28 protein-coding genes and 1 pseudogene are annotated in these 25,539 nt (G+C 69.8%); 20 read left to right on the top strand and 9 right to left on the bottom strand.

Features of this window, described 5'->3' with window-relative positions; all coding sequences use genetic code 11:
* The first annotated feature begins 76 nt into the window (after positions 1-76).
* The 8 genes from ACWPOC_RS22705 to ACWPOC_RS22670 all read left to right on the top strand — a co-directional run bounded on the left by ACWPOC_RS22705 (position 77) and on the right by ACWPOC_RS22670 (position 7,820).
* Entirely contained in the window at positions 77-367 is a 291-nt protein-coding gene (locus ACWPOC_RS22705; protein WP_006552340.1) for a glutaredoxin family protein, read from the top strand.
* A gap of 159 nt (positions 368-526) precedes the next feature.
* Positions 527-1,396 (top strand): redox-sensing transcriptional repressor Rex, encoded by an 870-nt coding sequence (locus tag ACWPOC_RS22700; protein WP_120280059.1) that lies wholly within the window; start codon positions 527-529, stop codon positions 1,394-1,396.
* The gene (locus ACWPOC_RS22695) at positions 1,393-2,820 is read left to right on the top strand and encodes a glutamyl-tRNA reductase (RefSeq protein ID WP_159417742.1); all 1,428 of its coding nucleotides are present in this window, start codon (positions 1,393-1,395) and stop codon (positions 2,818-2,820) included. The genes ACWPOC_RS22700 and ACWPOC_RS22695 overlap by 4 nt, the downstream gene beginning before the upstream one ends.
* The gene (hemC, locus tag ACWPOC_RS22690; RefSeq protein WP_120280057.1) at positions 2,817-3,827 is read left to right on the top strand and encodes a hydroxymethylbilane synthase; all 1,011 of its coding nucleotides are present in this window, start codon (positions 2,817-2,819) and stop codon (positions 3,825-3,827) included. The genes ACWPOC_RS22695 and hemC overlap by 4 nt, the downstream gene beginning before the upstream one ends.
* A gap of 63 nt (positions 3,828-3,890) precedes the next feature.
* Positions 3,891-5,456 carry a bifunctional uroporphyrinogen-III C-methyltransferase/uroporphyrinogen-III synthase gene (locus ACWPOC_RS22685; protein ID WP_016693742.1) on the top strand — a complete coding sequence of 522 codons (1,566 nt, stop codon included), beginning with the start codon at positions 3,891-3,893 and terminating at the stop codon, positions 5,454-5,456.
* Between the two features lie 86 nt (positions 5,457-5,542).
* Positions 5,543-6,517: a porphobilinogen synthase gene (hemB, locus tag ACWPOC_RS22680; RefSeq protein ID WP_455409367.1), complete on the top strand. Its 975-nt coding sequence runs from the start codon at positions 5,543-5,545 to the stop codon at positions 6,515-6,517.
* Between the two features lie 110 nt (positions 6,518-6,627).
* Complete coding sequence (locus ACWPOC_RS22675) at positions 6,628-7,050, top strand: hypothetical protein (protein ID WP_455409366.1); 423 nt, start codon at positions 6,628-6,630, stop codon at positions 7,048-7,050.
* 281 nt (positions 7,051-7,331) lie between these two features.
* Positions 7,332-7,820 (top strand): hypothetical protein, encoded by a 489-nt coding sequence (locus tag ACWPOC_RS22670; protein ID WP_120283580.1) that lies wholly within the window; start codon positions 7,332-7,334, stop codon positions 7,818-7,820.
* Here ACWPOC_RS22670 and ACWPOC_RS22665 read toward each other — a convergent pair.
* Complete coding sequence (locus ACWPOC_RS22665) at positions 7,802-9,748, bottom strand: acyl-CoA dehydrogenase family protein (protein WP_159417744.1); 1,947 nt, start codon at positions 9,746-9,748, stop codon at positions 7,802-7,804. The two genes, ACWPOC_RS22670 and ACWPOC_RS22665, sit on opposite strands and share 19 nt — an antisense overlap.
* Positions 9,749-9,874: 126 nt before the next feature.
* On the opposite strand from ACWPOC_RS22665, the gene hemL reads away from it, so the two are divergent.
* From hemL to ACWPOC_RS22630, 7 genes and pseudogenes are all read left to right on the top strand, one after another.
* Positions 9,875-11,200, top strand: a complete 1,326-nt coding sequence (hemL, locus tag ACWPOC_RS22660; protein ID WP_455409365.1) for a glutamate-1-semialdehyde 2,1-aminomutase — start codon at positions 9,875-9,877, stop codon at positions 11,198-11,200.
* Between the two features lie 61 nt (positions 11,201-11,261).
* Positions 11,262-11,912 carry a histidine phosphatase family protein gene (locus ACWPOC_RS22655; protein WP_060650690.1) on the top strand — a complete coding sequence of 217 codons (651 nt, stop codon included), beginning with the start codon at positions 11,262-11,264 and terminating at the stop codon, positions 11,910-11,912.
* Positions 11,909-12,514, top strand: coding sequence for a TlpA disulfide reductase family protein (locus ACWPOC_RS22650; RefSeq protein WP_120280053.1), 606 nt, complete (start codon positions 11,909-11,911; stop codon positions 12,512-12,514). The genes ACWPOC_RS22655 and ACWPOC_RS22650 overlap by 4 nt, the downstream gene beginning before the upstream one ends.
* Positions 12,515-12,516: 2 nt before the next feature.
* Positions 12,517-13,335, top strand: a complete 819-nt coding sequence (locus ACWPOC_RS22645; protein WP_060650691.1) for a cytochrome c biogenesis CcdA family protein — start codon at positions 12,517-12,519, stop codon at positions 13,333-13,335.
* Positions 13,332-14,999, top strand: a complete 1,668-nt coding sequence (gene resB / locus ACWPOC_RS22640; RefSeq protein WP_120280052.1) for a cytochrome c biogenesis protein ResB — start codon at positions 13,332-13,334, stop codon at positions 14,997-14,999. The genes ACWPOC_RS22645 and resB overlap by 4 nt, the downstream gene beginning before the upstream one ends.
* A pseudogene (ccsB, locus tag ACWPOC_RS22635) lies at positions 14,999-15,916 on the top strand (c-type cytochrome biogenesis protein CcsB); the annotation flags it as partial. The gene resB and the pseudogene ccsB, both read left to right, overlap by 1 nt.
* Positions 15,858-17,003 carry a MinD/ParA family ATP-binding protein gene (locus ACWPOC_RS22630; RefSeq protein WP_455409364.1) on the top strand — a complete coding sequence of 382 codons (1,146 nt, stop codon included), beginning with the start codon at positions 15,858-15,860 and terminating at the stop codon, positions 17,001-17,003. The pseudogene ccsB and the gene ACWPOC_RS22630, both read left to right, overlap by 59 nt.
* 26 nt (positions 17,004-17,029) lie before the next feature.
* Here ACWPOC_RS22630 and ACWPOC_RS22625 read toward each other — a convergent pair whose 3' ends face one another.
* Both ACWPOC_RS22625 and ACWPOC_RS22620 read right to left on the bottom strand, forming a co-directional pair.
* On the bottom strand, positions 17,030-17,230 hold the full coding sequence (locus tag ACWPOC_RS22625; protein ID WP_120283578.1) for a hypothetical protein: 201 nt from the start codon (positions 17,228-17,230) through the stop codon (positions 17,030-17,032).
* Between the two features lie 190 nt (positions 17,231-17,420).
* Positions 17,421-17,630 (bottom strand): BldC family transcriptional regulator, encoded by a 210-nt coding sequence (locus tag ACWPOC_RS22620; RefSeq protein WP_006552323.1) that lies wholly within the window; start codon positions 17,628-17,630, stop codon positions 17,421-17,423.
* A 208-nt stretch (positions 17,631-17,838) separates the two neighbouring features.
* On the opposite strand from ACWPOC_RS22620, the gene ACWPOC_RS22615 reads away from it, so the two are divergent.
* The 4 genes from ACWPOC_RS22615 (at position 17,839) to ACWPOC_RS22600 (ending at position 20,178) form a co-directional block, all read left to right on the top strand.
* Entirely contained in the window at positions 17,839-18,222 is a 384-nt protein-coding gene (locus tag ACWPOC_RS22615) for a DUF4229 domain-containing protein (RefSeq protein ID WP_120280049.1), read from the top strand.
* Positions 18,219-19,316, top strand: coding sequence for an L-cysteine desulfhydrase Cds1 (cds1, locus tag ACWPOC_RS22610; protein WP_120280048.1), 1,098 nt, complete (start codon positions 18,219-18,221; stop codon positions 19,314-19,316). The genes ACWPOC_RS22615 and cds1 overlap by 4 nt, the downstream gene beginning before the upstream one ends.
* A gap of 77 nt (positions 19,317-19,393) precedes the next feature.
* Positions 19,394-19,609 (top strand): helix-turn-helix domain-containing protein, encoded by a 216-nt coding sequence (locus tag ACWPOC_RS22605; protein ID WP_016694332.1) that lies wholly within the window; start codon positions 19,394-19,396, stop codon positions 19,607-19,609.
* Between the two features lie 5 nt (positions 19,610-19,614).
* The gene (locus tag ACWPOC_RS22600) at positions 19,615-20,178 is read left to right on the top strand and encodes a Clp protease N-terminal domain-containing protein (RefSeq protein WP_183070550.1); all 564 of its coding nucleotides are present in this window, start codon (positions 19,615-19,617) and stop codon (positions 20,176-20,178) included.
* 12 nt (positions 20,179-20,190) lie between these two features.
* Here ACWPOC_RS22600 and ACWPOC_RS22595 read toward each other — a convergent pair whose 3' ends face one another.
* Positions 20,191-21,177, bottom strand: a complete 987-nt coding sequence (locus ACWPOC_RS22595; protein WP_120280046.1) for a YhgE/Pip domain-containing protein — start codon at positions 21,175-21,177, stop codon at positions 20,191-20,193.
* A gap of 111 nt (positions 21,178-21,288) precedes the next feature.
* Between ACWPOC_RS22595 and ACWPOC_RS22590 the strand changes: the two genes are divergently transcribed.
* Positions 21,289-21,678 carry a phage holin family protein gene (locus ACWPOC_RS22590; RefSeq protein ID WP_120280045.1) on the top strand — a complete coding sequence of 130 codons (390 nt, stop codon included), beginning with the start codon at positions 21,289-21,291 and terminating at the stop codon, positions 21,676-21,678.
* A 42-nt stretch (positions 21,679-21,720) separates the two neighbouring features.
* Here the strand turns inward: ACWPOC_RS22590 and ACWPOC_RS22585 are convergent, their stop codons facing one another.
* From ACWPOC_RS22585 to ACWPOC_RS22565, 5 genes are read right to left on the bottom strand one after another with little or no spacing between them, the layout of a single operon-like run.
* Positions 21,721-22,590: a 1,4-dihydroxy-2-naphthoate polyprenyltransferase gene (locus tag ACWPOC_RS22585; RefSeq protein WP_120280044.1), complete on the bottom strand. Its 870-nt coding sequence runs from the start codon at positions 22,588-22,590 to the stop codon at positions 21,721-21,723.
* A gap of 47 nt (positions 22,591-22,637) precedes the next feature.
* On the bottom strand, positions 22,638-23,807 hold the full coding sequence (menE, locus tag ACWPOC_RS22580) for an o-succinylbenzoate--CoA ligase (RefSeq protein ID WP_455409363.1): 1,170 nt from the start codon (positions 23,805-23,807) through the stop codon (positions 22,638-22,640).
* Positions 23,780-24,079, bottom strand: a complete 300-nt coding sequence (locus ACWPOC_RS22575; RefSeq protein WP_120280042.1) for a DUF3349 domain-containing protein — start codon at positions 24,077-24,079, stop codon at positions 23,780-23,782. The genes menE and ACWPOC_RS22575 overlap by 28 nt, the downstream gene beginning before the upstream one ends.
* 12 nt (positions 24,080-24,091) lie before the next feature.
* Positions 24,092-24,352: a hypothetical protein gene (locus ACWPOC_RS22570; protein ID WP_060650701.1), complete on the bottom strand. Its 261-nt coding sequence runs from the start codon at positions 24,350-24,352 to the stop codon at positions 24,092-24,094.
* On the bottom strand, positions 24,349-25,530 hold the full coding sequence (locus ACWPOC_RS22565) for an inorganic phosphate transporter (RefSeq protein WP_120280041.1): 1,182 nt from the start codon (positions 25,528-25,530) through the stop codon (positions 24,349-24,351). The genes ACWPOC_RS22570 and ACWPOC_RS22565 overlap by 4 nt, the downstream gene beginning before the upstream one ends.
* Positions 25,531-25,539: the final 9 nt, after the last annotated feature.

Raw genomic sequence — 25,539 nt, 5'->3', positions numbered from 1 at the left:
CCCCTCACCGGGAGGCCGTCGCCCCCGTGACCGGGTGTGACGTTCATCTCGACAGGCCGTGCCGCACAGTGGAGGCATGAGTGAGCAATCGTCATCGGCAACGAGCGGCTCCGCGAGCCGTCATCACCTGACCCTTCTCGTGCGCGCCGGGTGCGGTGCGTGCGGTCCGGCGCGCGAGCAGCTCGAGGCGCTCGCGGAGGAGCTCGGCGTCGAGGTCACCTGCATCGACGTGGATGTCGCTGCCGCAACCGATCCCGATCTGCGGGCCGAATTCGGGGACCGTCTGCCCGTCGTTCTGCTCGACGGACGCGAGCACAGCTACTGGGAGGTCGACGAGCCGCGACTGCGCGCAGATCTCGCTCGCTGAGTCGGCAGGTCCTCGTCGTACAGCAGGTGGGAAGCACATTCGGGGTGCTTCGAGCAACTTTGTGCATGGCTTCACAAGCGGTTACCGTGGTGTGAACGAATTCCCGGATCACCGTGAGGCCAGGCGTGTATCCACCGGCCGGACGAGGAGCCACGTACCGTGACGCAGTTGCACCCACCGCAGGGCGAGGACGCTCGCGGCACCGCCGAGTCCGGCGAGGGTGCCACTCCCACCCCTCCGGTCCGCGATATCCCACAGGCTACTGTGACGCGTCTCGCGACCTACCTCCGGGTCCTCGGTGCGTTCGCCGAAGCGGGCACGCTCATCGTCTCCAGTGAGGAACTCGCGGCCGCCGCCGGGGTCGGTTCGGCCAAACTGCGCAAGGATCTGTCCTTCCTCGGACCCAACGGAGTGCGCGGCGTCGGCTACGACGTCCTGCGCCTCCAGTCCCGCATCGAAGCAGCGCTCGGACTCGACCGGGGCCATCGCGTCGTGCTCGTCGGAGTGGGCAGTCTCGGACGCGCCCTCGCCCGATATCCCGGCTTCGACCGCCGCGGTTTCACGATGGCCGGCCTCTTCGATTCCGATCCCGACGTGGTGGGCACACGTGTGGGCGATCTCGTCGTGCGTCACGTCGACGATCTCGAGAACGGAGCCCGTGAACTCGGCGCGACCATCGGTGTCGTCGCCACCCCCGACGAGGCAGCGCAGCAGGTGTGCGATCGGCTCGTGCTCGCAGGAGTGCGCAGCATCCTGAGCTTCGCTCCCGTCGAACTCGATGTCCCCGACCACGTCGAGATCCGACGCGTCGATCTGTCCGTCGAGATGCAGGTCCTGTCCTTCAACAGCACGCGTAACGGGGAGACCCCCCGCGCCGCGACGGCTGACGTTCGTCCTGCTGCCGGCGACGTACGCCCCGCCGGCATCCCGCGGGTGTCCACCCGAAGCTCTGCTCGGCATACCACAACAGGAAAGGCGGGTCCGATGGGCTCGGCCGCGACCAGAAACGGATCGGTGATCGCACCGTGAGTGTTCTCCTCGTCGGGATATCGCATAGGAGCGCACCGGTCCCGGTGCTCGAGAAGGTGGCGGTCACGGACACCGACCGCCCCAAGCTCACCGACAAGATGCTGGCGTCGGACAAGATCTCCGAAGCGATGATCGTCTCCACCTGCAACCGGGTGGAGATCTACGCGGTGGTCGACGCCTTCCACGGCGCACTCGCCGCGGTCAGCGAACTGCTCGCCGAGCACTCGGGTCTGCCCGTCACCGAACTGCACAAGCACGCTTACGTCCGGTACAGCGAGGCCGCTGCCGAACACCTCTTCTCCGTCGCCAGCGGACTCGACTCGATGGTCGTGGGGGAGCAGCAGATCCTCGGCCAGATCCGCACCGCCTACGCCGCCGCCGACGCCCAGCAGGCCGCCGGCCGCACCCTGCACGAACTCGCCCAGCAGGCGCTGCGCGTCGGCAAGCGGGTGCACACGGAGACCGGCATCGACGCCGCCGGTGCGTCCGTCGTGTCGGTCGCGCTCGACAAGGCCGCGAACTTCCTCGGAGGCGACCTCCGTGGCCGCACCGCCGCGGTGATCGGTGCCGGGGCCATGGGCGGCCTCGCCGTCGCGCATCTCGTCCGGGCCGAGGTCGGCTCGATCGTCGTCGCCAACCGCACCCGCGACCGCGCCGAGCGACTCGCCGAGACCGCACGGGCCGCCGGTGTCGACGCCGAGGTCGTCGGATTCGACGATCTCGCGACCGCGCTGAGCCGCGCCGACGTCGCCGTCACCTGCACCGGAGCGGTGGGGGCCGTCGTCACCCTCGCCGACGCGCACCGCGCACTCGCGCAGCCCGGCCGCGGCGAACGCCCCCTCGCGATCTGCGATCTCGGTCTGCCGCGCGACGTCGACACCGCCGTGGCCGGTCTTCCCGGCGTGCAGGTCTTCGACATGGAGTCGCTGCAGCGCGATCCGTCGGCCGGCGCCGCCGCGACCGACGCGGAGGCCGCCCGCAAGATCGTCGCCGCCGAACTGTCGCAGTACCTCACCGCGCAGCGACTCGCCGAGGTCACCCCCACCGTGACGGCACTGCGTCAGCGCGCCGCCGAGGTGGTCGAGGGCGAACTGATGCGCCTCGAATCGCGACTGCCCGATCTCGACGACGGTCAGCGCGGCGAGGTCGCCCGCACCGTGCGCCGGGTCGTCGACAAGCTCCTCCACGCACCGACGGTGCGCGTCAAGCAACTCGCGTCGACGCCGGGAGGCGACCAGTACGCCGAGGCTCTGCGCGAACTCTTCGAGCTGAGCCCGGGTTCGGCCGAAGCGGTCGCGACACCCACCAAGGATTTGGAACTGAGCACGCTGACCGATCCCACCCTCTCGGGGGATCTGTCCGCCGCACTGGATCCCGCTGTCACCACCGAACTCCAGGCCTCACGAAAGGACGGCACCGCATGAGCACCGAAGCCGCATCGGTTTCCCGCGACGACGTTGCTCGGCAGGATCGTCCCCTGCGGATCGGTACCCGCGGCAGCGTGCTCGCCACGACCCAGGCCGGTACCGTGCGCGACGCACTCATCGCCGCCGGTCGCCCGGCAGAGCTCGTCATCATCACCACCAAGGGCGACGTGACGCCCGGCCCGGTGCAGCGCATCGGTGTCGGCGTGTTCACAGCCGAGCTGCGCGAGGCGCTGCTCGCAGGTGAGGTCGACGTCGCCGTGCACTCCTACAAGGACCTGCCGACCTTCCAGGATCCGCGCCTCGTCGTCGCGGCCGTCCCCGAGCGGGAGGACCCGCGCGACGCGCTCGTCGCCCGCGACGGACTCGTCCTCGGCGAGCTGCCGCCCGGCTCGAAGGTCGGTACCTCGGCGCCGCGCCGGCGGGCACAACTCGCCGCGCTCGGTCTGGGACTGCAGATCGAACCGCTGCGCGGCAACATCGACACCCGCATCGGCAAGGTCGACTCCGGCGAACTCGACGCGATCGTCATCGCGCGTGCCGGACTGTCGCGCATCGGACGCCTGGACCGCGTCACCGAGTCCCTCGAACCGGTGCAGATGCTGCCCGCGCCGTCGCAGGGTGCGCTCGCCGTCGAGTGCCGGTCGGACGATCCCGAGATGATCGAGCTGCTCGCCGGACTCGACCATGCGCCGAGCCGCGCCGCCGTCGTCGCGGAGCGCTCGCTGCTCGCCGAACTCGAAGCCGGATGCACCGCACCGGTGGGGGCGATCGCCGAGGTCGTCGAATCGCTCGACGACGACGGCCGGGTGATCGAGGAACTGTCGGTGCGCGGATGCGCCGCCGCCCTGGACGGATCGGATGTGCTGCGAGCGAGCGCGGTGGGGGCGCCGGAGAGGGCCGAGGAACTCGGTCGCCGTATCGCCCGCGAACTGCTCGACCTCGGTGCGCGCGAGCTCATGGTCGAGCACGGCGTCGTCCCCGAGACGAGACCTGCCGATGATTGACCCAGCCGTCACCGTCACCCGATTTGCCCTTACCGCTGATTTGACCGCACTGGAGAATGACCGATGAGCCGAGTCCGTAAGCACAACCCCGGGCGCATCCTGTTCGTGGGATCGGGTCCGGGCGATCCTGCGCTGCTCACCGTGCGCGCGCGTGACGTGCTGGCGGGCGCCACGATCGCCTTCACCGACCCCGATGTCGACAAGGGTGTCGTGGCCCTCGTCGGTGTCGACCACGGCACCGACCCGGAGACCGGTGAGCCCGTCGCCGAGGTCCGTCCCGCGCTCGGCGAGCCCGCCGAGGTCGCCAAGACGCTCGTCGCCGAGGCGAAGGCCGGACGCGACGTGGTGCGCCTCGTCGCCGGCGACCCCCTCACCACCGACTCGGTGATCGCCGAGGTCAACGCCGTCGCCCGCACCCAGGTGGTCTTCGAGGTCCTGCCGGGCCTGCCCGCCGGGTCGTCGGTGCCGAGCTACGCCGGTATGGCGCTCGGCTCGTGCCACACCGAGGTCGACGTGCGCGGAGAGGTCGACTGGGCCGCGCTCGCCGCAGCCCCCGGCCCCCTCGTCCTCCACGCGACCTCCGGTCACCTCGCCGAGACCGCCAGCGCGCTCGTCGAACACGGCCTGGCGCCGCAGACCCCCGCCGCGATCACCGTGCGCGGCACCACCCGTCAGCAGCGCACCGTCGAGGCCACCCTCGCGACGCTGAACGATGCGGGTTCCGAGCTCGTCGGGCCGCTCGTCGTCACCGTCGGCAAGGTCGTCTCGCACCGCAACAAGATGTCGTGGTGGGAGTCGCGCGCCCTGTACGGCTGGACCGTGCTCGTGCCCCGCACCAAGGATCAGGCCGGCGAGATGAGCGAGCGGCTCGTCACCCACGGCGCGATCCCGATGGAGGTGCCGACCATCGCGGTCGAGCCGCCGCGCAGCCCCGCGCAGATGGAACGTGCGGTCAAGGGCCTGGTCGACGGCCGGTACCAGTGGGTGGTGTTCACCTCCACCAACGCGGTGCGTGCGGTGTGGGAGAAGTTCGAGGCGTTCGGTCTCGACGCGCGTGCGTTCTCCGGCGTCAAGATCGCGTGCGTCGGTGAGGCCACCGCCGCGAAGGTGCGCTCGTTCGGCATCATCCCCGAGCTCGTGCCCAGCGGCGAACAGTCCAGCCTCGGCCTGCTCGCCGAGTTCGCCCCGTACGACGACGTCTTCGACCCGGTCAACCGGGTGCTGCTGCCGCGCGCCGACATCGCCACCGAGACCCTCGCCGAGGGCCTGCGCGAGCGCGGCTGGGAGATCGACGACGTCACCGCCTACCGCACCGTGCGTGCCGCTCCGCCGCCGGCCGCGACCCGCGAGATGATCAAGACCGGTGGCTTCGACGCGGTGTGCTTCACCTCGTCGTCGACCGTCCGCAATCTCGTGGGTATCGCCGGCAAGCCCCACGCCCGCACGATCGTCGCGTGCATCGGCCCGAAGACGGCCGAGACGGCGATCGAGTTCGGCCTGCGGGTGGACGTGCAGCCCGAGACCGCGCAGATCGGGCCCCTGGTCGACGCGCTCGCCGAGCACGCGGCCCGGCTCCGCGCGGAAGGCGCACTGCCTCCGCCGCGGAAGAAGTCCCGCGCCCGCCGCTGATCTCTCGTGATCCGATGATCCGTGCGCGGTCCCGGTAGTCGCCACTACCGGGGCCGCGCACGACCCGTATGGAAGGTGTTCTCCCCATGTTTCCCGACATCCGTCCCCGCCGGCTGCGCAGCACACCCGCCATCCGACGGCTCGTGGCAGAAACCTCCCTCGAACCCCGCCACCTCGTGCTCCCCATGTTCGTGGCCGACGGCCTCGACGAGCCGCGCGAGATCGCGTCGATGCCCGGGGTGTACCAGCACACCGCCGATTCGCTGCGCAAGGCCGCGGCCGAGGCCGTGTCCGCCGGTGTCGGCGGCCTGATGCTCTTCGGTGTGCCCCGCCCCGAGGACAAGGACGCCCGCGGTTCCGCGGCGAGCGATCCCGACGGTGTGCTCAACCGCGCGCTGCGGTCGCTGCGCAGCGAACTCGGCGACTCCACGGTGATCATGGCCGACACCTGCCTCGACGAGTTCACCGATCACGGCCACTGCGGTGTGCTCACCGACACCGGCATCGTCGACAACGACGCGACCCTCGAGCGTTACGCCGAGATGGCCGTCGCGCAGGCCGAGGCCGGGGCGCACCTGCTCGGCCCGAGCGGCATGATGGACGGCCAGATCGGTTTCATCCGGTCCGCGCTCGACGAGGCGGGGCACACCGAGGTCGGTCAGCTCGCCTACTCCGCGAAGTACGCCTCGGCGTTCTACGGTCCCTTCCGCGACGCCGTCGGCTCGTCCCTCGAGGGAGATCGCCGCACCTACCAGCAGGATCCGGCGAACCGTCGCGAGTCGCTGCACGAGGTGGATCTCGACCTCGCCGAGGGCGCCGACATGGTGATGGTCAAGCCGGCGATGTCGTATCTCGACGTGCTGCGCGAGGTCGCCGACCGCTCGCCCGTCCCGGTGGCCGCCTACCAGATCTCGGGGGAGTACTCGATGATCACCGCGGCCGCGCAGAAGGGCTGGATCGATCGCGATGCGGCGATCCTCGAATCGCTGGTCGGCATCCGGCGAGCCGGTGCGGACGTCGTCCTCACCTACTGGGCCGCCGAGGTCGCGGGTCGCCTGTGATGAGCTTCCCCGCGCCTCCTGTCGGGCCCGGCCCCGCGGCGAATCGTCCCGTTCCCGGAGACGTCACGACGGCCTACCAATTGTGGTGCGGGGTACTCGCTCTCGCCGTCGTGAGTTTGGCGGCAAGTCTCGCCGACCTGCTGAGCCGACGCGACGAACTGCTCGATCTCATGACCACGATGGCCGCCGATCAGGCCGTCGAGGGTGTCAGCACGGAGCAACTCGAGTCGGCGGTACCGGTGCTGGTGGCGCTGACCGCCGGCATCGGCCTGGTGATCGTCGGACTGCTGTATCTGGTGGTCAGGCAGCTGTTGAAGGCCAAGAACTGGGCCCGGATGCTGCTGACCCTGCTCGGGGTGTTCATGTCGCTGTCGACGCTGCCCACCGTCTTCGGTGTGGGCGTCGGGGAGGGCGGGGCGGGCTGGATACTCGGTGTGGTGGGCATTCTGCAAGCCGTCGCGACCGTCGGAGCGATCGTGCTGATGCACCGGCGGGATGCCAATCGCTTCTTCCTGCGACTGCCGGAAGAATAGACGTACCACTCGGTTTCGTCCGGCGCGACGGAAGAGTACGGTGGGCTCACCATGTGGGCCGCAAGGCCCTTCCCGTCGAGCGAAAAGGACGTCATGCAGGTGGAACCGCGGCCCTATGGGCGCCGTCGCGAATTGGTGTTGATCGCTCTTATCGCCCTCCTCGGCCTGGTGACCACCGTGCTACTGGTGATCCCCGGCGCGTTCGCCGCTTGACCGACCCGACGGTCCCCGATCCGGCGATCCCTGATCCGATGGGCACCGATCCGATGGGCACCGATCCGATGGGTACCGACCCGGCCGGGCCGCTGTTCCACGAACCCGGAGCGCGCCGGCGCACGGTCGCCATCGGCCCGCTGGTCTGCGTCGTGGCCCTCGTCGTCGAACTGCTCACCGGCCCTGTCGTGCACTGGGTCGCGCTGCCGATCATCGCGATCGTGCTCGCCGGTTTCTCCTACGTGATGGTCGTGGCTGCTCGTCGGCACGTCAGCGTCGAGCTCACCTCCACGGTCCTGCGGCAGGGCACCGAGGAACTGCCGGTCGCCGAGATCGAGGCGGTGCTGCCGCCGCCACCGGACGACCGGCGCGATCCGGAACGCTGGGAGACCGCCCGGAGCCTCGGCGAGCTGGCGGATGTGCCGCGCGGCCGCAAACCCGTCGGACTGCGGCTCATCGGAGGAACGTTCGTGCGGGCGTGGGCGAAGGACGCCGACGAGCTGCGAGCACGGCTCGGCGAGCTCGTCGGCGACCCCGGTCAGACCGCGACGTCCTGAGGCGGGACGACCGCTCCCTCACGTTCGAGCATGGCCGAGCCGAGCAGGTAGTCGGGCACACCCAGCCCGTCCACGAGAGTCAGCGCGTGCGGACGCAGGCTGCGGCACCGCTCGTTGATCCCGCGCGTGACGGCCTTGGCGCGTTCGACCGACAGCAGGCGGTGCTCCATGAACCACGCCTTGTCCTCGTCGATGATCGTCAGCGCGTAGAGATCGCACAGCTCCGACAGCAGGTCGCGGGCGGTTTCGTCCTTGCAGTCCTCGATCGCGGCGACGAACGCCTCGAGCACGACCCGGTCGATGTGCGCGCGGGCGGCGTGCAGAACGTGGTCCTGCACGAAGTTGAAGGCGTCGAACGGGTTGTCCTCGCGCTTCATCGCGGCCTGCAGGCGCCGGGCCGCAGTGGACAGCAGGTACTGCTCCCGGTCCTCGAACATCGTCACCTGGGTGCCGCGGTCGAAGAGGCTGCCGTCCTCCTCGTTGTCCTGGCGGGTGTCGACGATCGTCTGGATGATCTGCTGCGCTGCGGTGCGCTTCTTGACGATGTCGGAGATGGTGGTCGCGGCGAAGCGCATCCACTCCACCGGGCTCATGCCCTGCACCTCGTCGGCGTAGGCCGTGAGCAGTTCCTTCGCGACCAGCTGGGTCAGGACGTGGTTGTCGCCCTCGAAGGTCGTGAACACGTCGACGTCCGCGCGCAGCGCCGTCAGCCGGTTCTCGGCCATGTAGCCGGCACCACCGCACGCCTCGCGGCACTCCTGGATCGCTCGCGACGCGTGCCAGGTGTTGGCGACCTTGAGACCGGCCGCGCGGCCCTCGAGTTCGCGCTGTTCCTGCGCGTCGAGTTCCTGCAACGACGTCGACTGCAGCCGGTGCATCGTGGTGAGCAGCTCGTTCTGGGCGAAACCGAGCGCGTACGAGCGGGCGATCAGCGGGAGCAGGCGCCGCTGGTGGACGAGATAGTCCATGATCGGCACCTCGCCGTCGCGTCCGGGGGCGTCGAACTGGCGACGCTTCTCGGCGTAGCGAGTGGCGATGCTCAGCGCGACCCGCGCCGCCGCACCCGCCGAGCCGCCGACGGTGATGCGCCCGCGGACCAGTGTGCCGAGCATCGTGAAGAACCGTCGGCTCGGGTTGTCGATGTCCGAGGCGTAGGTGCCGTCCGGTTCGACGTCCGCGTACTTGTTGAGCAGGTTCTCCCGGGGGATGCGCACCTGGTCGAAGACGATGCGGCCGTTGTCGACACCCGGCAGGCCGCCCTTGTAACCGCAGTCGGAGGTCGTCACACCCGGCAGGTCGTTGCCGCTCTCGTCGCGGATCGGGACGACGAAACAGTGCACGCCGTGCGTCTCGCCCTGCGTGACGAGCTGCGCGAAGACGGCCGCGAACCGGGCGTGCTGCGCCGCGCCCCCGATGTAGTCCTTGCGGGACGACGGGGTGGGGGAGTGGATCACGAACTCCTGGGTGTCCGGATCGTAGGTCGCCGTGGTCTCGAGCGACTGCACGTCGCTGCCGTGACCCGTCTCGGTCATCGCGAAGCAACCCAGCACGTCGAGATCGATGAGCCGCTTGACGTACTTTTCGTGATGCCGCTCGGTGCCGAGGTTCTCGACGGCACCGCCGAACAGGCCCCACTGCACGCCGGCCTTGACCATGAGCGACAGGTCGGACATCGCGAGCATCTCGATGGAGGCGACCGCACCGCCCGCGTCGCCTGTGCCACCGGACTCGACGGAGAAACCCGACGCGGCGTAGCCGTGCTCGGCGAGGATGCGCATCTGCTCGAGCGTGATGGCGCGGGCCTTGTCGGTCTCGGGAGTGTAGTGCGGCGCGAACTTCTCGTGCGCGAGATCCTTGCGGGCGCGTTCGCGGGCTTCGTGCCACGCACCGTCGAGTGCGATGCGCAGGTGTTCGGCTGTCGTCGGCATGCCTCAGACGATAGGTGCGACAAGTCACTCACGGTGTCCCTTTTTCCTGGTAAGGGAGAAAAAACACAGGAGGTTTGGGGACCGCTGTTTTTGGCAAATCTCGCGAAACTACGGACACTGGAAGTCGTGACTGCGACCCCCGATGCTTCGTCCACCCACGACACTCGATCCGCCGCACTCTTCCACCGGGCATCGAAGGTGACACCGGGGGGCGTCAACTCTCCGGTCCGCGCGTTCGGATCGGTCGGCGGCAATCCTCCTTTCTTCGCATCGGGATCGGGTCCGCTGCTCACCGACGTCGACGGAAAAACCTACGTCGACCTGGTGTGTTCCTGGGGTCCGATGATTCTCGGGCACGCGCATCCGGCGGTCGTCGAGGCCGTCCGATCCACCGCCGTGGCGGGTCTGTCGTTCGGTGCCCCCACCGAGGGTGAGGTCGAACTCGCGGAGAAGATCGTCGCCCGCATCGCGCCGGTGGAGCAGGTCCGGCTCGTCAACTCCGGCACCGAGGCGACGATGAGCGCCGTCCGTCTCGCGCGCGGATTCACCGGACGGTCGAAGATCGTGAAGTTCGCGGGCTGTTATCACGGTCACGTCGACGCGCTGCTCGCCGACGCCGGTTCCGGCGTCGCCACCTTCGGTCTGCCCACCTCGCCCGGCGTCACGGGCGCCCAGGCGGGCGACACCATCGTCGTCCCCTACAACGACCTCGCCGCCGTGCGTGCCGCCTTCGAGGCGAACCCCGGCGAGATCGCTGCGGTCATCACCGAGGCCGCCGCCGGCAACATGGGCACCGTCCCCCCGGTGCCCGGCTTCAACGAGGGCCTGCGCGACCTCACCCGTGAGCACGGCGCGCTGCTGATCATGGACGAGGTGATGACCGGCTTCCGCGCGAGCGCGACCGGCTGGCACGGCATCGACGGGGTCTCCGGAGACCTGATGACCTTCGGCAAGGTCATGAGCGGTGGTCTGCCCGCCGCGGCCTTCGGTGGTCGCGCCGACGTCATGGCCCATCTCGCCCCGAGCGGACCGGTCTACCAGGCCGGCACCCTGTCCGGTAATCCCGTCGCCGTCGCCGCCGGCCTCGCGAGCCTGCGTGCCGCCGACGCCGAGGTCTACGCCGCACTGGACCGCAACGCCGAGACCCTCGGGCGTCTGCTCGGCGATGCACTCGCCGCCGAAGGGGTGCCGCACCGCGTCCAGAACGCCGGCACGCTGCTGAGCGTCTTCTTCACCGCCGAGCCGGTGACGAACTACGAGCAGGCCAAGGCCGCGCAGACCTGGCGCTTCCCGGCCTTCTTCCACGCGCTGCTCGAGCGCGGCGTCTACGCGCCCCCGAGCGCCTTCGAGACGTGGTTCGTCTCGTCCGCGCTCGACGACGACGCGTTCTCGAGGATCGCCGACGCGCTGCCGCACGCCGCTCGCGCGGCCGCCGCGGCGACCGCGCCGTAACACCGCTCTTCTGCCTGCCCAGCCCGACCCGCCCCTCCCACACCCCTCGAGGAACATCGACGTGACCGACGCCGCCCCGTCCGAGACCCGCACGATCGTGCACGTGCTCCGCCACGGAGAGGTCCACAACCCCTCCGGAATCCTCTACGGTCGCCTGTCCGGCTTCAAGCTGTCGGTGACCGGTGAGGCCCAGGCACGGGCGGTCGCGGCGTCACTCGCCGACCACGACATCGCTCACGTGGTCGCGTCCCCGCTCGAACGGGCCCAGCAGACGGCCGCTCCGATCGCGGAGAAGCACGGGCTGCAGATCCGCACCGACGAGAACCTCATCGAGGCGGCCAACGACTTCGAGGGCCTGAAGGTCTCGGTCGGTGACGGTGCGCTCAGCCGCCCGCGCCACTGGTGGAAACTGCGCGATCCGTTCACCCCCTCCTGGGGCGAGCCCTACCTGCAGATCGCCCACCGCATGCTCGCCGCCGTCAACGCGGCCCGCGTGGCCGCAGTGGGACGGGAAGCGGTGTGCGTGAGCCACCAGCTCCCGGTGTGGACGCTGCGCCGCTTCCTCGAGGGCGAGCGACTGTGGCACGACCCGCGTCGCCGCCAGTGCAGCCTCGCCTCGCTGACCTCCCTGGTCTACGAGGGCGACACCCTCGTCGACCTGGTCTACTCCGAGCCGGCCGGCGCCTCCGACCCGAACGTCCACGGCGCATGAGAAAGGTGTTCCGGGCGACGGTCGCCGCGATCTGCGGTGCCGTCCTTCTCACCTCCTGCGCCACCGGGGACGACGCCGTCGCCACCGGGGGAACGTTCGACTTCGTCTCGCCCGGCGGGCAGACCCGCATCTTCTACGACCCCCCGGCCGACCGGGGCACCCTCGGTGAACTCACCGGCGAGGACCTCATGAACGAGGGCGAGACCATCTCCCTCGACGACTACGAGGGCCAGGTCGTCGTGCTCAACGTGTGGGGCCAGTGGTGCGCCCCCTGCCGCAGCGAAGCCGACGATCTCGAAAAGGTCTACGAGGCCACCAAGGACCTCGGTGTGCAGTTCCTCGGCATCAACGTCCGCGACAACCAACGCGACAAGGCCCAGGACTTCGTCACCGACCAGCAGATCGGCTACCCGTCGATCTACGACCCGCCGATGCGTTCGCTGCTCGCCCTCGGCCGGAACTACCCGACCTCGGTCGTGCCGACGACGGTCGTCCTCGACCGGGAGCACCGCGTGGCTGCGGTCTATCTGACCGAACTGCTCGCCGACGACCTGCAACCGGTCGTCGAGCGGGTCGCGGCGGAACCGGATTCGGAGCAGTAACAGTGATCCTTGCGTCGGGTGTCGGGGAGACCTTCCAGAACGCGGCCCTCTCGGGTCCGCTGCTGCTGGCGATGGGTGCGTGCCTGCTCGCCGGTCTCGTCTCCTTCGCATCGCCGTGCGTCGTGCCGCTCGTTCCCGGCTATCTGTCCTATCTCGCCGGAGTGGTGGGAGCCGAGGCCCCCGCCGTCACCGCCGAGCAGGCCGGTGCCCGCACCACGACCGTCCGCAGCGACGGCCGCCTCCGGGTGGCCGGTGCCGCCGGGCTGTTCGTCCTCGGATTCACCGTCGTGTTCGTCCTCGCGACGGCCTCGGTGTTCGGGGCGATCTCCGCGCTCGCCGTGAACCGAGAACTGCTCATGCGGATCGGCGGTGTCGTCACCATCGTGATGGGCCTGGTCTTCATCGGTCTCATCCCGGCCCTGCAGCGCGACACGCGTCCGGCGCCCCGGCGCATCTCGAACCTCGCGGGAGCCCCGCTGCTCGGCGCGGTCTTCGCGCTCGGGTGGACCCCGTGCCTCGGCCCCACCCTCGCCGGCGTCATCTCGCTCGCGGCGGGCACCGAGGGCACCACCGCGGCACGCGGGGTGACGCTGATCGTCGCCTACTGCCTCGGCCTCGGGTTGCCGTTCGTCGTGCTCGCGCTCGGTTCGGCGCGGGCGCTGCGCGGGGTGGGCTGGTTGCGCACACACGCGCGGACCGTGCAAATCGTCGGTGGCCTGATGCTCATGGCCGTCGGCATCGCTCTCGTCACCGGTGCGTGGGACCTGTTCGTGTCCTGGGTCCGTGACTCGTTCATCTCGGAAGTGACTCTGCCCGTATGACCGCGACACACACCCCGACCCCCGCACCGCAGCCGTCGCCTCCGCCGCGACAGGGCGCGCTCGGACGTGCCACGGCCTTCGTGCGGAACACCTGGCGCGGCCTGACGTCGATGCGGACCGCACTGGTCCTGCTGTTCCTGCTCGCGCTCGCCGCGATCCCGGGCGCACTCCTGCCGCAGCGCAGCCTCAACACCCAGAAGGTCGAGGAGTACATCGCGGCCCGCCCGACGCTCGGACCGATCATGGACCGGTTCGAACTGTTCGACGTCTTCGGCAGCTTCTGGTTCACCGCCGTCTACGTGCTGCTGTTCGTCTCGCTGGTCGGCTGCATCCTGCCGCGCTGCGTCGAGCACTTCCACGCCCTGCGCACCCCGCCGGTCCCCGCGCCGCGCAACCTGCAGCGCCTGCCGCACCACACGCAGACGACCGTGGCCGAGGCCCCCGCCGACGCCCTCGACCGCATCCAGAAAGAGTTGCGCGGGTGGAAGGTCGTGCGCCGCGAGGGCGGTGCCCGCGGGCGTGACGGCGAGGTGACCCTGTCCGCCGAGAAGGGTTATCTGCGCGAGGCCGGCAACCTGGTCTTCCACATCTCTCTCGTGGGGCTGCTCGTCGCCGTCGCCGCCGGCAAGCTCTTCGGTTACGAGGGGCAGCGCATCCTCGTCGCGAACGGCGAGGAGTTCTGCACCACCTCGCCCGCCTCCTTCGACTCGTTCCGCGCCGGCAGCACGCTCGACGGCACCGGCCTGAACCCCATGTGCGTGCGGGTGAACACCTTCGTCGCCGACTATCTCGACAACGGTCAGGCCGAGATGTTCACCTCCGACATCGAGTACCAGTACGGCGACGACCTCCTCACGAACACCTGGCGCGACGCGCAGTTGAAGGTCAACCATCCACTGCGGGTCGGTAGCGATCGCGTGTATCTGCAGGGTCACGGTTACGCCCCGACCTTCACGGTCACCTGGCCGAACGGCGAGACCCGCACCGAGACGTTGCAGTGGGCACCCGACGATGCGACGACCTTCCTCAGCAGCGGCGCCATGCGCTTCGACCCGCCCGGCGGCATGTACCCCGACGCCGACGAGCGCCGGAAGAACCAGATCGCGCTCGAGGGACTGTTCGCGCCGACGGCGTCCTTCCACGGCACGCTGCTCACATCGATCTTCCCGTCGATGATGGACCCCGCCGTCGCCATCGACGTCTACAAGGGCGACTCCGGTCTCGACACCGGCAGCCCACAGTCGCTGTTCTCGCTCAACAAGGAACTGATCAACCAGGGCCGCCTCGTGAAGCAGGACCGCGTGAACCTGCGTCCGGGGGAGAGCGTGACGCTCGCCGACGGCACCGAGGTGCGGTTCGACAAGGCCACCGACTTCGTCAACCTGCAGGTCTCGCACGACCCGGCGCAGCAGTGGGTGCTCGTCGCGGCGATCGCGATGATGGCCGGTCTGCTCGTGTCGCTGCTGGTCAAGCGACGCAGAGTGTGGGCGCGTGCGTACCCGAGCGGTACAGTGAACGACGGTGAACGACGAACCGTAGTAGAACTCGGTGGTCTCGCACGGACCGATCAGGCCGGATGGGGAGACGAGTTCGACCGACTGGTCGAGCGTCTTCTCGGTGACGATGCACCCTCCGCCCCGGCGGCACAGGAGAAGAAGAACTGATGACAGAGAACGACACCCTGGCGCGGTACAGCGACTGGGCCTTCGAATCGGCGTTCGCGGTGCTCGTACTGGCGCTGGTGCTGCTCGTCGCCGAATATGCGACCCACCGCGCCGACGTCGTGGCCGAGCGGGAACGCGAACTCGTCGCCGCCGGCCGCCGAGCGGCCTCCGGCACCGTCGACCGCACCGCCGGCCCGGGTCGTGTCGAGGAGGCGCCGAAGCGCGCCCTGTCGCAGCGCCTCGGCAACATGGGCCGCGCGCTCGTCGTCGTGGTCGCCGGACTGCAGGTCGCCTCGATCGTGCTGCGCGGCCTGGCCACCGAGCGGTTCCCCCTCGGCAACATGTACGAGTTCGTCGCGATGGCGTGCGCCGCCGCCGTGATCTTCGGCCTGATCGTCCTGCGCAAGCCGGCCTACCGGACCATGTGGGTGTACCTGTTGGTCCCCGTCCTGATCCTCATGTTCCTCGCGGCGACCGTGCTCTACGCCGACGCCGCTCCCGTGGTTCCCGCACTGCGCTCGTTCTGGCTGCCGATCCACGTGACGATCATCAGCGTCGGCAGTGGCATCTTCCTCGTCTCGGGTGTCGCGAGCCTGCTGTTCCTGCTGCGCATCCGCTTCCCCAAGGGTGAGGAGCGCAGCGGCGTCTTCGCGGCGCTCGCCGAGCGTCTGCCCGACGCCCAGACCCTCGACCGGCTCGCCTACCGCACCACGATCATCGGTTTCCCGCTGTTCGGTGCCGGCATCATCCTCGGTGCCATCTGGGCCGAGGCGGCCTGGGGACGCTTCTGGGGTTGGGATCCCAAGGAGACGGTCTCGTTCATCACGTGGGTCGTCTACGCCGCCTACCTGCACGCACGTGCGACCTCCGGTTGGCGCAACACCCGCGCGGCCTGGATCAACATCGCCGGTTTCGTCGCGATGCTGTTCAACCTGTTCATCATCAACATGGTCGTCTCGGGCCTGCACTCGTACGCCGGGCTCAATTGAGGCTGCTATCGTCGCGCCGTCGTCCGTGACAGTCGACGGGGGGAACGCGGTGGATGGGGCCGGTAACGGTTCGTCGGGGCTCGACGGACACGCATTGGACGCGACGGCGCTGGACTCGTCGCTACTGGTACGCCCGGTCGCCGCGCCGCCGCGGAAGGGCTGGCGGCGGGTCGTCTACCGGGCGACGGGTGGTCGGGTCCACGTGGGGGAGAGTTCCCGGCAGCAGCGCAAGGAGGAAACGGCCGAGCGGGTGCGTGCACCGCTGCACGGCTGCCACCGGATCGCCCTGCTGAGTCTCAAGGGCGGGGTGGGCAAGACGACCACCACGGTCACGCTCGGCTCGACCTTCGCGGAGCTGCGTGGCGATCGGATCGTCGCGGTCGACGCGAATCCGGACCGCGGGACGTTGAGTCAGAAGGTGGCCGAACAGACGCCGGCCACGGTGCGCACGCTGCTGCGCGATCAGAAGCTTCTCGAGACCTACGCGGACGTGCGCGCCTACACCTCGCAGAACACGCATCGTCTCGAGGTACTCGCCTCGGACACCGATCCGGCGGTCTCGGAGGCCTTCAGCGCCGACGACTACGAACGGACGCTGGGTCTGCTCGAACGGTTCTACAGCATCGTGCTCACCGATTGCGGGACCGGGCTCATGCACTCCGCTATGAGCGCGATCCTCGAGAACGCCGACACGCTGGTCGTCATCAGTTCCGGTTCGGTCGACGGCGCCCGCAGCGCGTCGGCCACGCTCGACTGGCTCGACGCGCACGGCTATCGCGAACTCGTCGAGCGGTCGGTGGCCGTCGTCAACGCGGTGCGGCCGAGGTCGGGCAAGGTCGATCTCGACCTCGTGGTGCGGCACTTCGAACAGCGGTGCCGCGCGGTCCACGTCCTACCCTTCGACCCCCACCTCGAAGAGGGGGCGGAGATCGATCTGGACCGATTGCAGTCGGGTACGCGGCGCGCCCTGCTCGGACTCGCCGCCGATATCGCCGACGGTTTCGCCGCGCGGTGACAGACCGCTCGGCGTGACGCGCACGGTCAGTCGCCCTGCTCCTGATCGGACTCGCCGGTGCCGTCGCCACTGCGGCGGCGGTGCACCTCGCGATCGACCTTCCACAGGAAGTCGGGATCGTCGTCCGGACCCATCACGCGGCTCGGCGGACGAGATGTGGGACCGTACGCCTTCCACAGCAGGACGGCGAGTGTCACCGCACCGATGAGTGCCAACAGATAGAGCACGTTGCACCTCCTGACCGTGGCGGTGCCGGACGAGGACGTGCCCTCGCCGTGCACCTCCGGGCCGCGGCGACCGCAGACCGGTTCGTCCACATTCTAGGTGGGCGGAACCCGGTCCGGCACGTGGGCTCCGCGGGTGGTCGGCCGGGGTCCGGCAGGTGCACGCCGGAAGTGCGGATTCTGCTGTCTCGGATCAGCGCGTCGCTTCGGTCGTGAGGGAGCGGAGAAGCGCCAGGACCTCGGACTCACGGAAGCGGCGATGGCCACCGGGGGTCCGCAGCGAGCCCAATCGGCCGGCGTGGGCCCACCGGGTGACGGTCTTGGGATCCACATGGAACAGTGCCGCCACCTGGCCCGGGGTCAGCAGGGATTCCTTCGCGCCGTTGAAAGTGGGTGCGCTCATTGCGAATGTCCTCCCGGTTGTCGTGATCGTGTTGTTCGACGCGATCGAGTTGTTCGATCGGGATGTCCAAGCCCATGGTGGCACCGATACCCCTGGTTGCTCGAACGGTCTACGGTTGGTAAAGCGGAAGTAATAGACAAAACGGACGGATGTCCGACTTCCGGAAATCGTCGCGGGGCTCGTCGTCCGGGCCGCCGGTTAACCTGGAGTGGTGAACGACGAACGCCGGAACGAACCCTCGGATACCCCCTCCCAGCGCACTCCACACCCTCACGGTGAGGGCGCCACGGCCGCCGGCGGTCAGGCGGGGACCGGGTCCCTGATCCGGGACGTCGCGTTGTACTCGGTGGCGCGACTCGCCCTCGTGGTCGTGCTCACCCTGCTCATTCTCTACGTTCCTCGGGCATTCGGGGTGGAAATCCCCCTCCTCGTCGCGGCCCTGTTCGCCGTGCTCATCGCCCTGCCCGTCTCGCTCGTGCTCTTCGCGTCGCTGCGGCGTCGCGTCAACGAGGGCATCGCCGCGGTCGACGAGCGTCGGCGCACCGAACGCGCCGACCTCGAGAAGCGCATGCGCGGCGAGAACGGGCGGTGACGGCGACCGGCGCGGTCGTCGACCGCAGTGCACCCCGGGACTGGGTCGACAACGCGGTCCGGCTCATCGAGGCCGACGCCCAGCGCAGCGCCGACACCCACCTGCTCCGCTACCCGCTCCCCGCGGATTGGGGCATCGACCTGTACTTGAAGGACGAGTCGACGCACATCACGGGCAGCCTCAAGCACCGTCTTGCGCGCTCGCTGTTCCTCTACGCCCTGTGCAACGGCTGGATCCGTGAAGGGACCCCGATCATCGAGGCGTCGTCCGGGTCCACCGCGGTCAGTGAGGCGTACTTCGCGCGACTCCTCGGCCTCGACTTCGTGGCCGTCGTACCGCGCCGCACCTCGCCGGCGAAGGTCGCGCTCATCGAGGCCCAGGGCGGCCGGTGCCATTACATCGACCGCCCACCCGAGATCTACACCGAGGCGCAGCGGCTCGCCGACGAGCTCGGCGGCTGCTTCATGGACCAGTTCACGAACGCCGAGCGGGTCACCGACTGGCGGGGCAACAACAACATCGCCGAGAGCATCTACTCGCAGATGCGTCTCGAGCGTCATCCCGTGCCGGAGTGGATCGTCGTCGGCGCCGGGACCGGCGGCACGAGCGCGACCCTCGGCCGCTACATCCGCTATCGCCGTCACCGGACGCGGTTGGCCGTCGTCGACCCGGAGAACTCGGCGTTCTTCGGCGGGTTCGAGACGGGATCGGCCGACTACGCGACCGGCATGCCCTCGCGCATCGAGGGGATCGGGCGTCCGCGCGTCGAGCCGTCCTTCGTGCCCGAGGTCGTCGACCGGATGGTGCGGGTGCCCGACGCGGCGTCCATCGCCGCCATGCGGCACGCGAGTACCGCGCTCGGACGTCAGGTGGGCGGCTCGACCGGCACGAACCTCTGGGGAGCCTTCGGCCTGATCGCCGAGATGCTCGCGGAGGGCCGGGAGGGCAGCGTCGTGACGCTGCTGTGCGATGGCGGCGAGCGCTACGCCGACACCTATTTCTCCGACGAGTGGGTCGCTGCGGAGGGGATGGACCTCACCGGGCCGCTCGCGGTGCTGGAGAAGTTCGCGACCACCGGCGGCTGGCCCCGGTAGAGCCCTCACCACCTGCGCAGATTCCGTTTCTGTCAATTTTCGTCGACGCGCTCTCGGTGTCAACCTATATTGACAACATGAGTGAAGCCACCACCCTCGCCGCTGCCGCCGCGAGCTCCGATCCCGCAGTGGGCCTGCGCGCCGTGCGTGCCCTGCGCCGGCTGCTGGAACGGCTCGAGGAGGTCCAGGTCGCGAATGCCCGCGAGCGGGGTTGGTCCTGGCAGGCCATCGCCGACGAACTCGGCGTCAGCCGCCAGGCGGTCCATCAGAAGCACAATCGGAAGCGCAGGTGATCGTCATGTTCGAACGATTCGCCGACGGTGCCAGATCCGCCGTCGTCGCAGCGCAACAGGAGGCGATCCGGGTGCGCGATCCCCGGATCGAGGCATCGCACCTGCTCATCGGGGCCGCTGTCGCCGCGGACGAACCGCTGCGGGTCCTGCTCGCGGAGGAAGGTCTCACGGTCGACGGGCTCCGCTCCGACCGGGCCGCCCGCACCGCCGACGCCCCGCTCGGTGACAAGGACGCCGCGGCGCTCGAAGCGATCGGGATCGATCTCGACGAGGTCCGGAGCCGTCTCGAAGCCGCCTTCGGCAAGGGGGTGCTCGACGGGAAGAGCACCGATCGGCGGGGCATCGCGAACCGCCTCGGTCACATCCCGTTCGACCGGGCAGCGAAGAAATCGCTCGAGCTCGCGCTGCGGGAGGCGGTCGCACGCCGCGAACGGGTCATCCGCCCCGAGCACATCCTGCTCGGACTGCTGCGCAGCGACGACCCGGCGACCGGAGCCCTCGTGGAAGCACACGTGCCGCGCGAGCAGCTCCGTCAGCGCCTGAACGGCCACCTCGACGCCGCAGCCTGATCCTTCGGGCGGCTACCGGGTCGGCTGTGCGGGAGCGACGGCGAGTGGGCGCCCGGCGACGAGCGGGACGACCGCCGCCGCGACGAGCAGCAGCGTGCCGGCCGCGATCGTCGCGAACGGCCACCACTGACGATCCGACGTGGCCACGGCTTCCGCTGCCTGCGTGTCCGGAGCAGCCGGCGCGGTGCGCGGCAGCGCTTCGGTGGCCGACCGGACGTTGTCGGCGATGCCACCCACGACATCGGCCACCGGCCCGACGCCGTCGACCAGCTGTCCGGTGCCGTCCGTCAGGGCCCGGCCACCGTCGTCGAGGAGAACGAGGCCGTCGCGGAGCTGTCGCGAGCCGTCGGCGGCCTGCGCCATGCCCACGACGAACTGCGCGTTCGGATCGGTGAGTTCGTAGGCGAGCTGCCGTGCACCGTCGCGCAACTGCCCGAGCTGATCGAGGGTGTCCGGCCCGAGGCCCTGCGTGTCGAGGGTCTCGACGAGTCCGCGCAACTGGCCGGCCGCGCCCAGCGAGACCGGATCCGCGGACGCGCCGAGCGTGTCGGCGACGGCCGTGAGCCGCGCCGTGACGTCGCCCTGCATCTCCCCGAAACCGGAGAGACGGTCGACCACCTCGTCGACGCCACCGCTCACCTGGCGAGCACCGTCGCCGAGCATGTCGACACCGCCGTCGAGTTGCCCGAGGCCGTCGGCGAGCTGCTCCCCACCGTCACGGGCCTGCCGGAGGCCGTCCGAGAGCTGGTGGGCACCGTCGTCGAGCTGGGTGCTGCCCTCCGTCAGCTGCCCGACCCCGCCGTCGAGCACCGACAGCGGCAGTCCGGCCCGCTGCAGATTGCTCCGCGCCTCGTCGACGCCGTCCGCCGAGGGACTCGGCTCTTCCGCGACGGTTGCGACCGTCGTCTCGGGGCGGTCGAGCCAGGCGAAGACCGAACCCGTGCCCACGAGGAGCAGTCCGGCTACAGCGAGAAACAGGGGGAGAAGACGTGAACGCACGCCGGCCGACGCTACCGTCCGTCGCTGAGAGGCCCCTGAGGGGGAGGGGCGACATCGGAGGGGTCCGATTTGCCCGTTACGAGACCGGGTTCCGTGTGCCACAGTGGCACCATGATTTCTCTGATACTGCGGTTGATCATCAACGCGGTCGGTCTGTGGCTCGCGGTCGAGCTCGTCGACGGAATCGACTTCACCGATCCCGCGGGCACCTCCGACACGACCCGCAAGGTCATCTCGCTCGTCGTGCTGGCCGCCATCTTCACCGTCGTCAACGCACTCGTGAAGCCGCTGGTGAAACTGCTGTCGCTGCCGTTGGTGATTCTCACCCTCGGGCTGTTCCTGCTCGTCGTCAACGCGCTGATGCTCATGCTCACCGCGTGGCTGAGCGGCTTCACCGAGTACGGCCTCACGATCGACGGTTTCTGGGCGGCCCTGTGGGGCGGCGTGATTATCGCGATCGTCAACTTCATCCTCGGCCTGGTCGTCCCGGACCGCGACTGAGCTCGTCCGCCCGCGACCGGTTCCGCCGCGCCCGCGTCATGGTCAGCCGAAGGCCAACGCGGGCGCGGTGGCCACCGCCCACACGAGCATCGCGACACCCGAATCGCTGAGCGCCGGGATCAGCGCGAGCCCGAGGGCACCGGCCCGCACCGGCTTGTGCGCGCGGACCGCGAACGGTGCGGCGAGGAAGCCGGCGAGCGCCCACGGCGTCGCCGCGACCAGCACGAGCGACATCACGAACGGCACCACGACCAGCACCAGGTGCAGCGTGCGGGTACTCGGGTCGCCCAGTTTGACCGCCAGAGTCCGCTTGCCGGTCTCCGCGTCGGTCGCGATGTCGCGGAGATTGTTCGTCACCAGCACGGCCGTCGAGATCGAGCCGACGGCGACCGCGCAGGCCAGACCCACCCAGTCGACGCGACCGGCCTGCACGAACTGGGTGCCGAGCACCGCGACCAGCCCGAAGAAGACGAAGACGCCGATCTCCCCGAAGCCGCTGTAGCCGTACGGATTCTTCCCGCCGGTGTAGTACCAGGCCCCGGCGATGCAGACCGCGCCGACGAGCACGAGCCACCAGGCGGTCGTGACGGCGAGGGCGAGTCCCGCGACGGCCGCGATGCCGAAGCACACGAACGCCGCGCGCTTGACGGCGCCGGGGCTCGCAGCCCCCGAACCGACCAGCCGCATCGGGCCGACCCGCTCGTCGTCGGTGCCGCGGATGCCGTCGGAGTAGTCGTTGGCGAAGTTCACGCCGATGATCAGGCCCAGCGCGACGACCAGTGCCAGCAGCGCCTTCCACCACACGGCCTCACCGAGCCACGCCGCAGCGCCCGTGCCTGCCAGGACGGGTGCGATCGCGTTGGGGAGGGTGCGCGGACGAGCGCCTTCGAGCCATTGACCAGCCGTTGCCATGGATCGATCTTCGCACCCGGGGCTGCCCGCCGCGTCGTGCGCACCCGTCAGGAGAAGCGCGAGACGAGGGCGCGGCGATCCACCTTGCCCGGCCCACGCAGCGGCAACGCGTCGACGACCTGCAGCTCACGCGGCGCAGCAGTGGGATCGAGCGTGGCCTCGACGTGGTCGCGGAGTTCGGCGAGCGTCGGCGTCGCACCGGGGACGGGCACGACGACCGCCGCGACGCGCTGACCGAGCCGGGCGTCGGGCAGACCCACCACCGCGACCTCCCGAACGGCCGGGTGCTCGACGAGTACGGCCTCGACCACCTGCGGGACCACGGTGAGTCCACCGGTCGAGATGGCCTCGTCGAGCCGTCCCAGGATGCGCAGGATCCCGTCGTCGAGCGTGCCCGCGTCGTCGGTGCGGAACCAGCCGGGTTCGGCGAAGGCGGGATGCTCGGGCAGGTTGCGGTAGCCCGAGGCGAGCGTGGCGCCGCCGAGCCACACTCGCGAGTCGCCGTCGACGCGCACGTGTACCCCGTCGAGCGGCACGCCGTCGTAGACGCAGCCGCCGCAGGTCTCGCTCATGCCGTAGGTGCGCACGACGGTGATGCCGCTCGCGCGGGCGCGGTCGAGGACCGGCACGGGAGTCGCGGCCCCACCGAGCAGGATCGCGTCGAGGCGGGCGAGCGCCGCGGTGGCGTCGGGATGATCGAGGGCCTTGATCAGCTGGATGGGGACCATCGAGCTGTACCGGCGGGGGCCCGGCATGGCGTCCACCGCCGCCGGCAGATCCGCGGGGTCGAAACCGGCGGACACGTCGACGACGACGGGCTCGGTTCCGGAGAGCAGGCTGCGCAGCAGGACCTGCATGCCCGCGATGTGATGGGCGGGCAGGGTGAGCAGCCACGAGCCCGTCCCGCCCAGCCGGGTGTGGGTGGCGTCGCCGCTCGCGCGCAGCGCCTGCGCGGAGAGCAGGGCGCCCTTGGGGGTCCCGGTCGTGCCGGAGGTCGCGACCACCAGTCCCACACCGTCCGCGACGGGTTCGCCGGGGCTCAGGGCGCTGGTGAGCCGGAGCGTCTCCCGCTCGTCCCCGGCGGGGACGGGGAGCAGTGCCGGTCCGTCACCGTCGAGCATGCGCTGCAGGGCGGGCAGCACGGAGCGGACGGCGGACCCGGCGGGGACGGGAAGAAGGGCGAGTGTGGTCACAGATCGTATTGTGTCGTGTCCCATCCGCCCGCCTCGAGCTGGCGGCGGACCCGGTCCACGTCGTCGGGCGACGGCATGTTGTTGGTGATCTTGCTGATCAGGACCGCGATGTCGATGCGGTTGATCGAGAGGTCACCGTCCTCGATCAGAGTGTCGGCGACCTGGGCGACCTCCTCGTCGGACAGGCGCCGCGCGAGAAGTGCGAAAAGGGGTACGTAGTCCTGTTCCGGCACCCCTTCGGGGTAACCGGCACGGAGCCACTCGACGATGGAAGCGAGAAACGGCGGGAGGGCCACCCGTCACTCCGATCAGAAGATGTCGATGCCGAACGTTCCGGCGAGGAAATCGGACGCCAGCAGGAGAATTCCCGCCAGGATCGCGCAGGCGACCACGGCGAAGCACAGCACCGCGGCGGTCCGTGCCACCGGATTCGGTGTGCCGTCGCTGCCGCGACCGGTGTCGAGTGCGCGGACTCCGAGGGCGAACAGGGAGGGCAGGCCGGCGCCGAGCAGCAGGCCCACGAGAACGACCTGCCACAGGGAGTCGAGGGTGTGCGTCAACAGGTTCACGAGCGTCCTTCCCCGCCGACCGTTTCGGAGGCACCCGGTGCCGGGGCGCGCTTGTCGTCCCAGTCGGCGGTGACGTTGGAGGCGTCGACTGGCTGCCGGCGCGAGCGCAGCCACATGAGCAGGGCCAGGGCGCACAGGATCGCGAACACGACGAGCACGCCGGACATGCCGCCGATGAGGTGGGCGAGCGCCCAGCAGATCGCTCCGACGACCGCGGCGCACGGCAGGGTGATGACCCACGCGACGACCATCCGACGTGCCACCGACCAGCGCACTTCGGCGCCCTTGGTGCCCAGTCCCGTGCCGAGGATCGATCCCGTGGCGACGTGCGTGGTCGACAGCGGCAGACCGAAATGGCTCGAGGTGAGGATGATGGCGGCCGACGACGACTCGGCGGCCAGGCCCTGCGGCGGGGCGATCTCGACGAGGCCCTTGCCCAGCGTGCGGATGATGCGCCAGCCACCGAGATAGGTGCCGAGTGCGATCGCGACGGCACAGGCGACCTTCACCCAGAACGGCATTTCGGTGTCGGCGGTGATGGTGCCGTGGGCGACGAGGGCCAGGAAGATCACGCCCATGGTCTTCTGCGCGTCGTTGGTGCCGTGGGCGAGCGACATCAGGGATGCGGTGCCGATCTGGCCCATCCGGAAGCCGCGATCGCGGTGCTCGGTGGAGACGGACCGGGTCAGGCGGTGCATCGACCAGATGCCCACCGTGGACACCAGCGCCGCGATGACGGGCGCGAGCACGGCGGGAAGCAGGACCTTGCCCAGCACTCCGTCCCACACGACGCCCTGGACGCCGATCGACGCGAGTGCCGCGCCGACCAGGCCACCGAACAGGGCATGCGACGAACTGGACGGCAGGCCGAACAGCCAGGTTGCGATGTTCCAGAGGATCGCTCCGACCAGGCCGGCGAAGACGATGAGCAACAGATCGGTACCGCCGACGGTGTCGAGGTCGACGACACCCTTCGCGACGGTGGCGGCGACTTCCACGGACAGGAAGGCGCCGACGAGGTTGAGGGTCGCGGACAAAGTGACCGCGGTCTTGGGTTTGAGGGCGCCGGTGGCGATGGATGTCGCCATGGCATTGCCGGTGTCGTGGAAGCCGTTGGTGAAATCGAATGCGAGGGCAGTGACGACCACCACCAGGAGCACGACGAACTCTGCGGTCACGTCTGTCGA

The sequence above is a fragment of the Rhodococcus sp. 5G237 genome, from assembly GCF_053764735.1.
Note: the sequence above shows the minus strand (reverse complement) of the source record. Positions and strands in the feature narration are given on the sequence as shown.

What these genes read in the sequence shown, in the direction of transcription:
- menE (WP_455409363.1), bottom strand. Translation starts at nt 23,807, where the DNA reads ATGGGACACGACACAATACGATCTGTGACCACACTCGCCCTTCTTCCC.
- ACWPOC_RS22650 (WP_120280053.1), top strand. Translation starts at nt 11,909, where the DNA reads ATGAGAAAGGTGTTCCGGGCGACGGTCGCCGCGATCTGCGGTGCCGTC.
- ACWPOC_RS22605 (WP_016694332.1), top strand. Translation starts at nt 19,394, where the DNA reads ATGAGTGAAGCCACCACCCTCGCCGCTGCCGCCGCGAGCTCCGATCCC.
- ACWPOC_RS22705 (WP_006552340.1), top strand. Translation starts at nt 77, where the DNA reads ATGAGTGAGCAATCGTCATCGGCAACGAGCGGCTCCGCGAGCCGTCAT.
- resB (WP_120280052.1), top strand. Translation starts at nt 13,332, where the DNA reads ATGACCGCGACACACACCCCGACCCCCGCACCGCAGCCGTCGCCTCCG.
- ACWPOC_RS22590 (WP_120280045.1), top strand. Translation starts at nt 21,289, where the DNA reads ATGATTTCTCTGATACTGCGGTTGATCATCAACGCGGTCGGTCTGTGG.
- ACWPOC_RS22585 (WP_120280044.1), bottom strand. Translation starts at nt 22,590, where the DNA reads ATGGCAACGGCTGGTCAATGGCTCGAAGGCGCTCGTCCGCGCACCCTC.
- ACWPOC_RS22685 (WP_016693742.1), top strand. Translation starts at nt 3,891, where the DNA reads ATGAGCCGAGTCCGTAAGCACAACCCCGGGCGCATCCTGTTCGTGGGA.
- hemB (WP_455409367.1), top strand. Translation starts at nt 5,543, where the DNA reads ATGTTTCCCGACATCCGTCCCCGCCGGCTGCGCAGCACACCCGCCATC.
- hemC (WP_120280057.1), top strand. Translation starts at nt 2,817, where the DNA reads ATGAGCACCGAAGCCGCATCGGTTTCCCGCGACGACGTTGCTCGGCAG.
- ACWPOC_RS22670 (WP_120283580.1), top strand. Translation starts at nt 7,332, where the DNA reads ATGGGTACCGACCCGGCCGGGCCGCTGTTCCACGAACCCGGAGCGCGC.
- ACWPOC_RS22665 (WP_159417744.1), bottom strand. Translation starts at nt 9,748, where the DNA reads ATGCCGACGACAGCCGAACACCTGCGCATCGCACTCGACGGTGCGTGG.
- ACWPOC_RS22600 (WP_183070550.1), top strand. Translation starts at nt 19,615, where the DNA reads ATGTTCGAACGATTCGCCGACGGTGCCAGATCCGCCGTCGTCGCAGCG.
- ACWPOC_RS22620 (WP_006552323.1), bottom strand. Translation starts at nt 17,630, where the DNA reads ATGAGCGCACCCACTTTCAACGGCGCGAAGGAATCCCTGCTGACCCCG.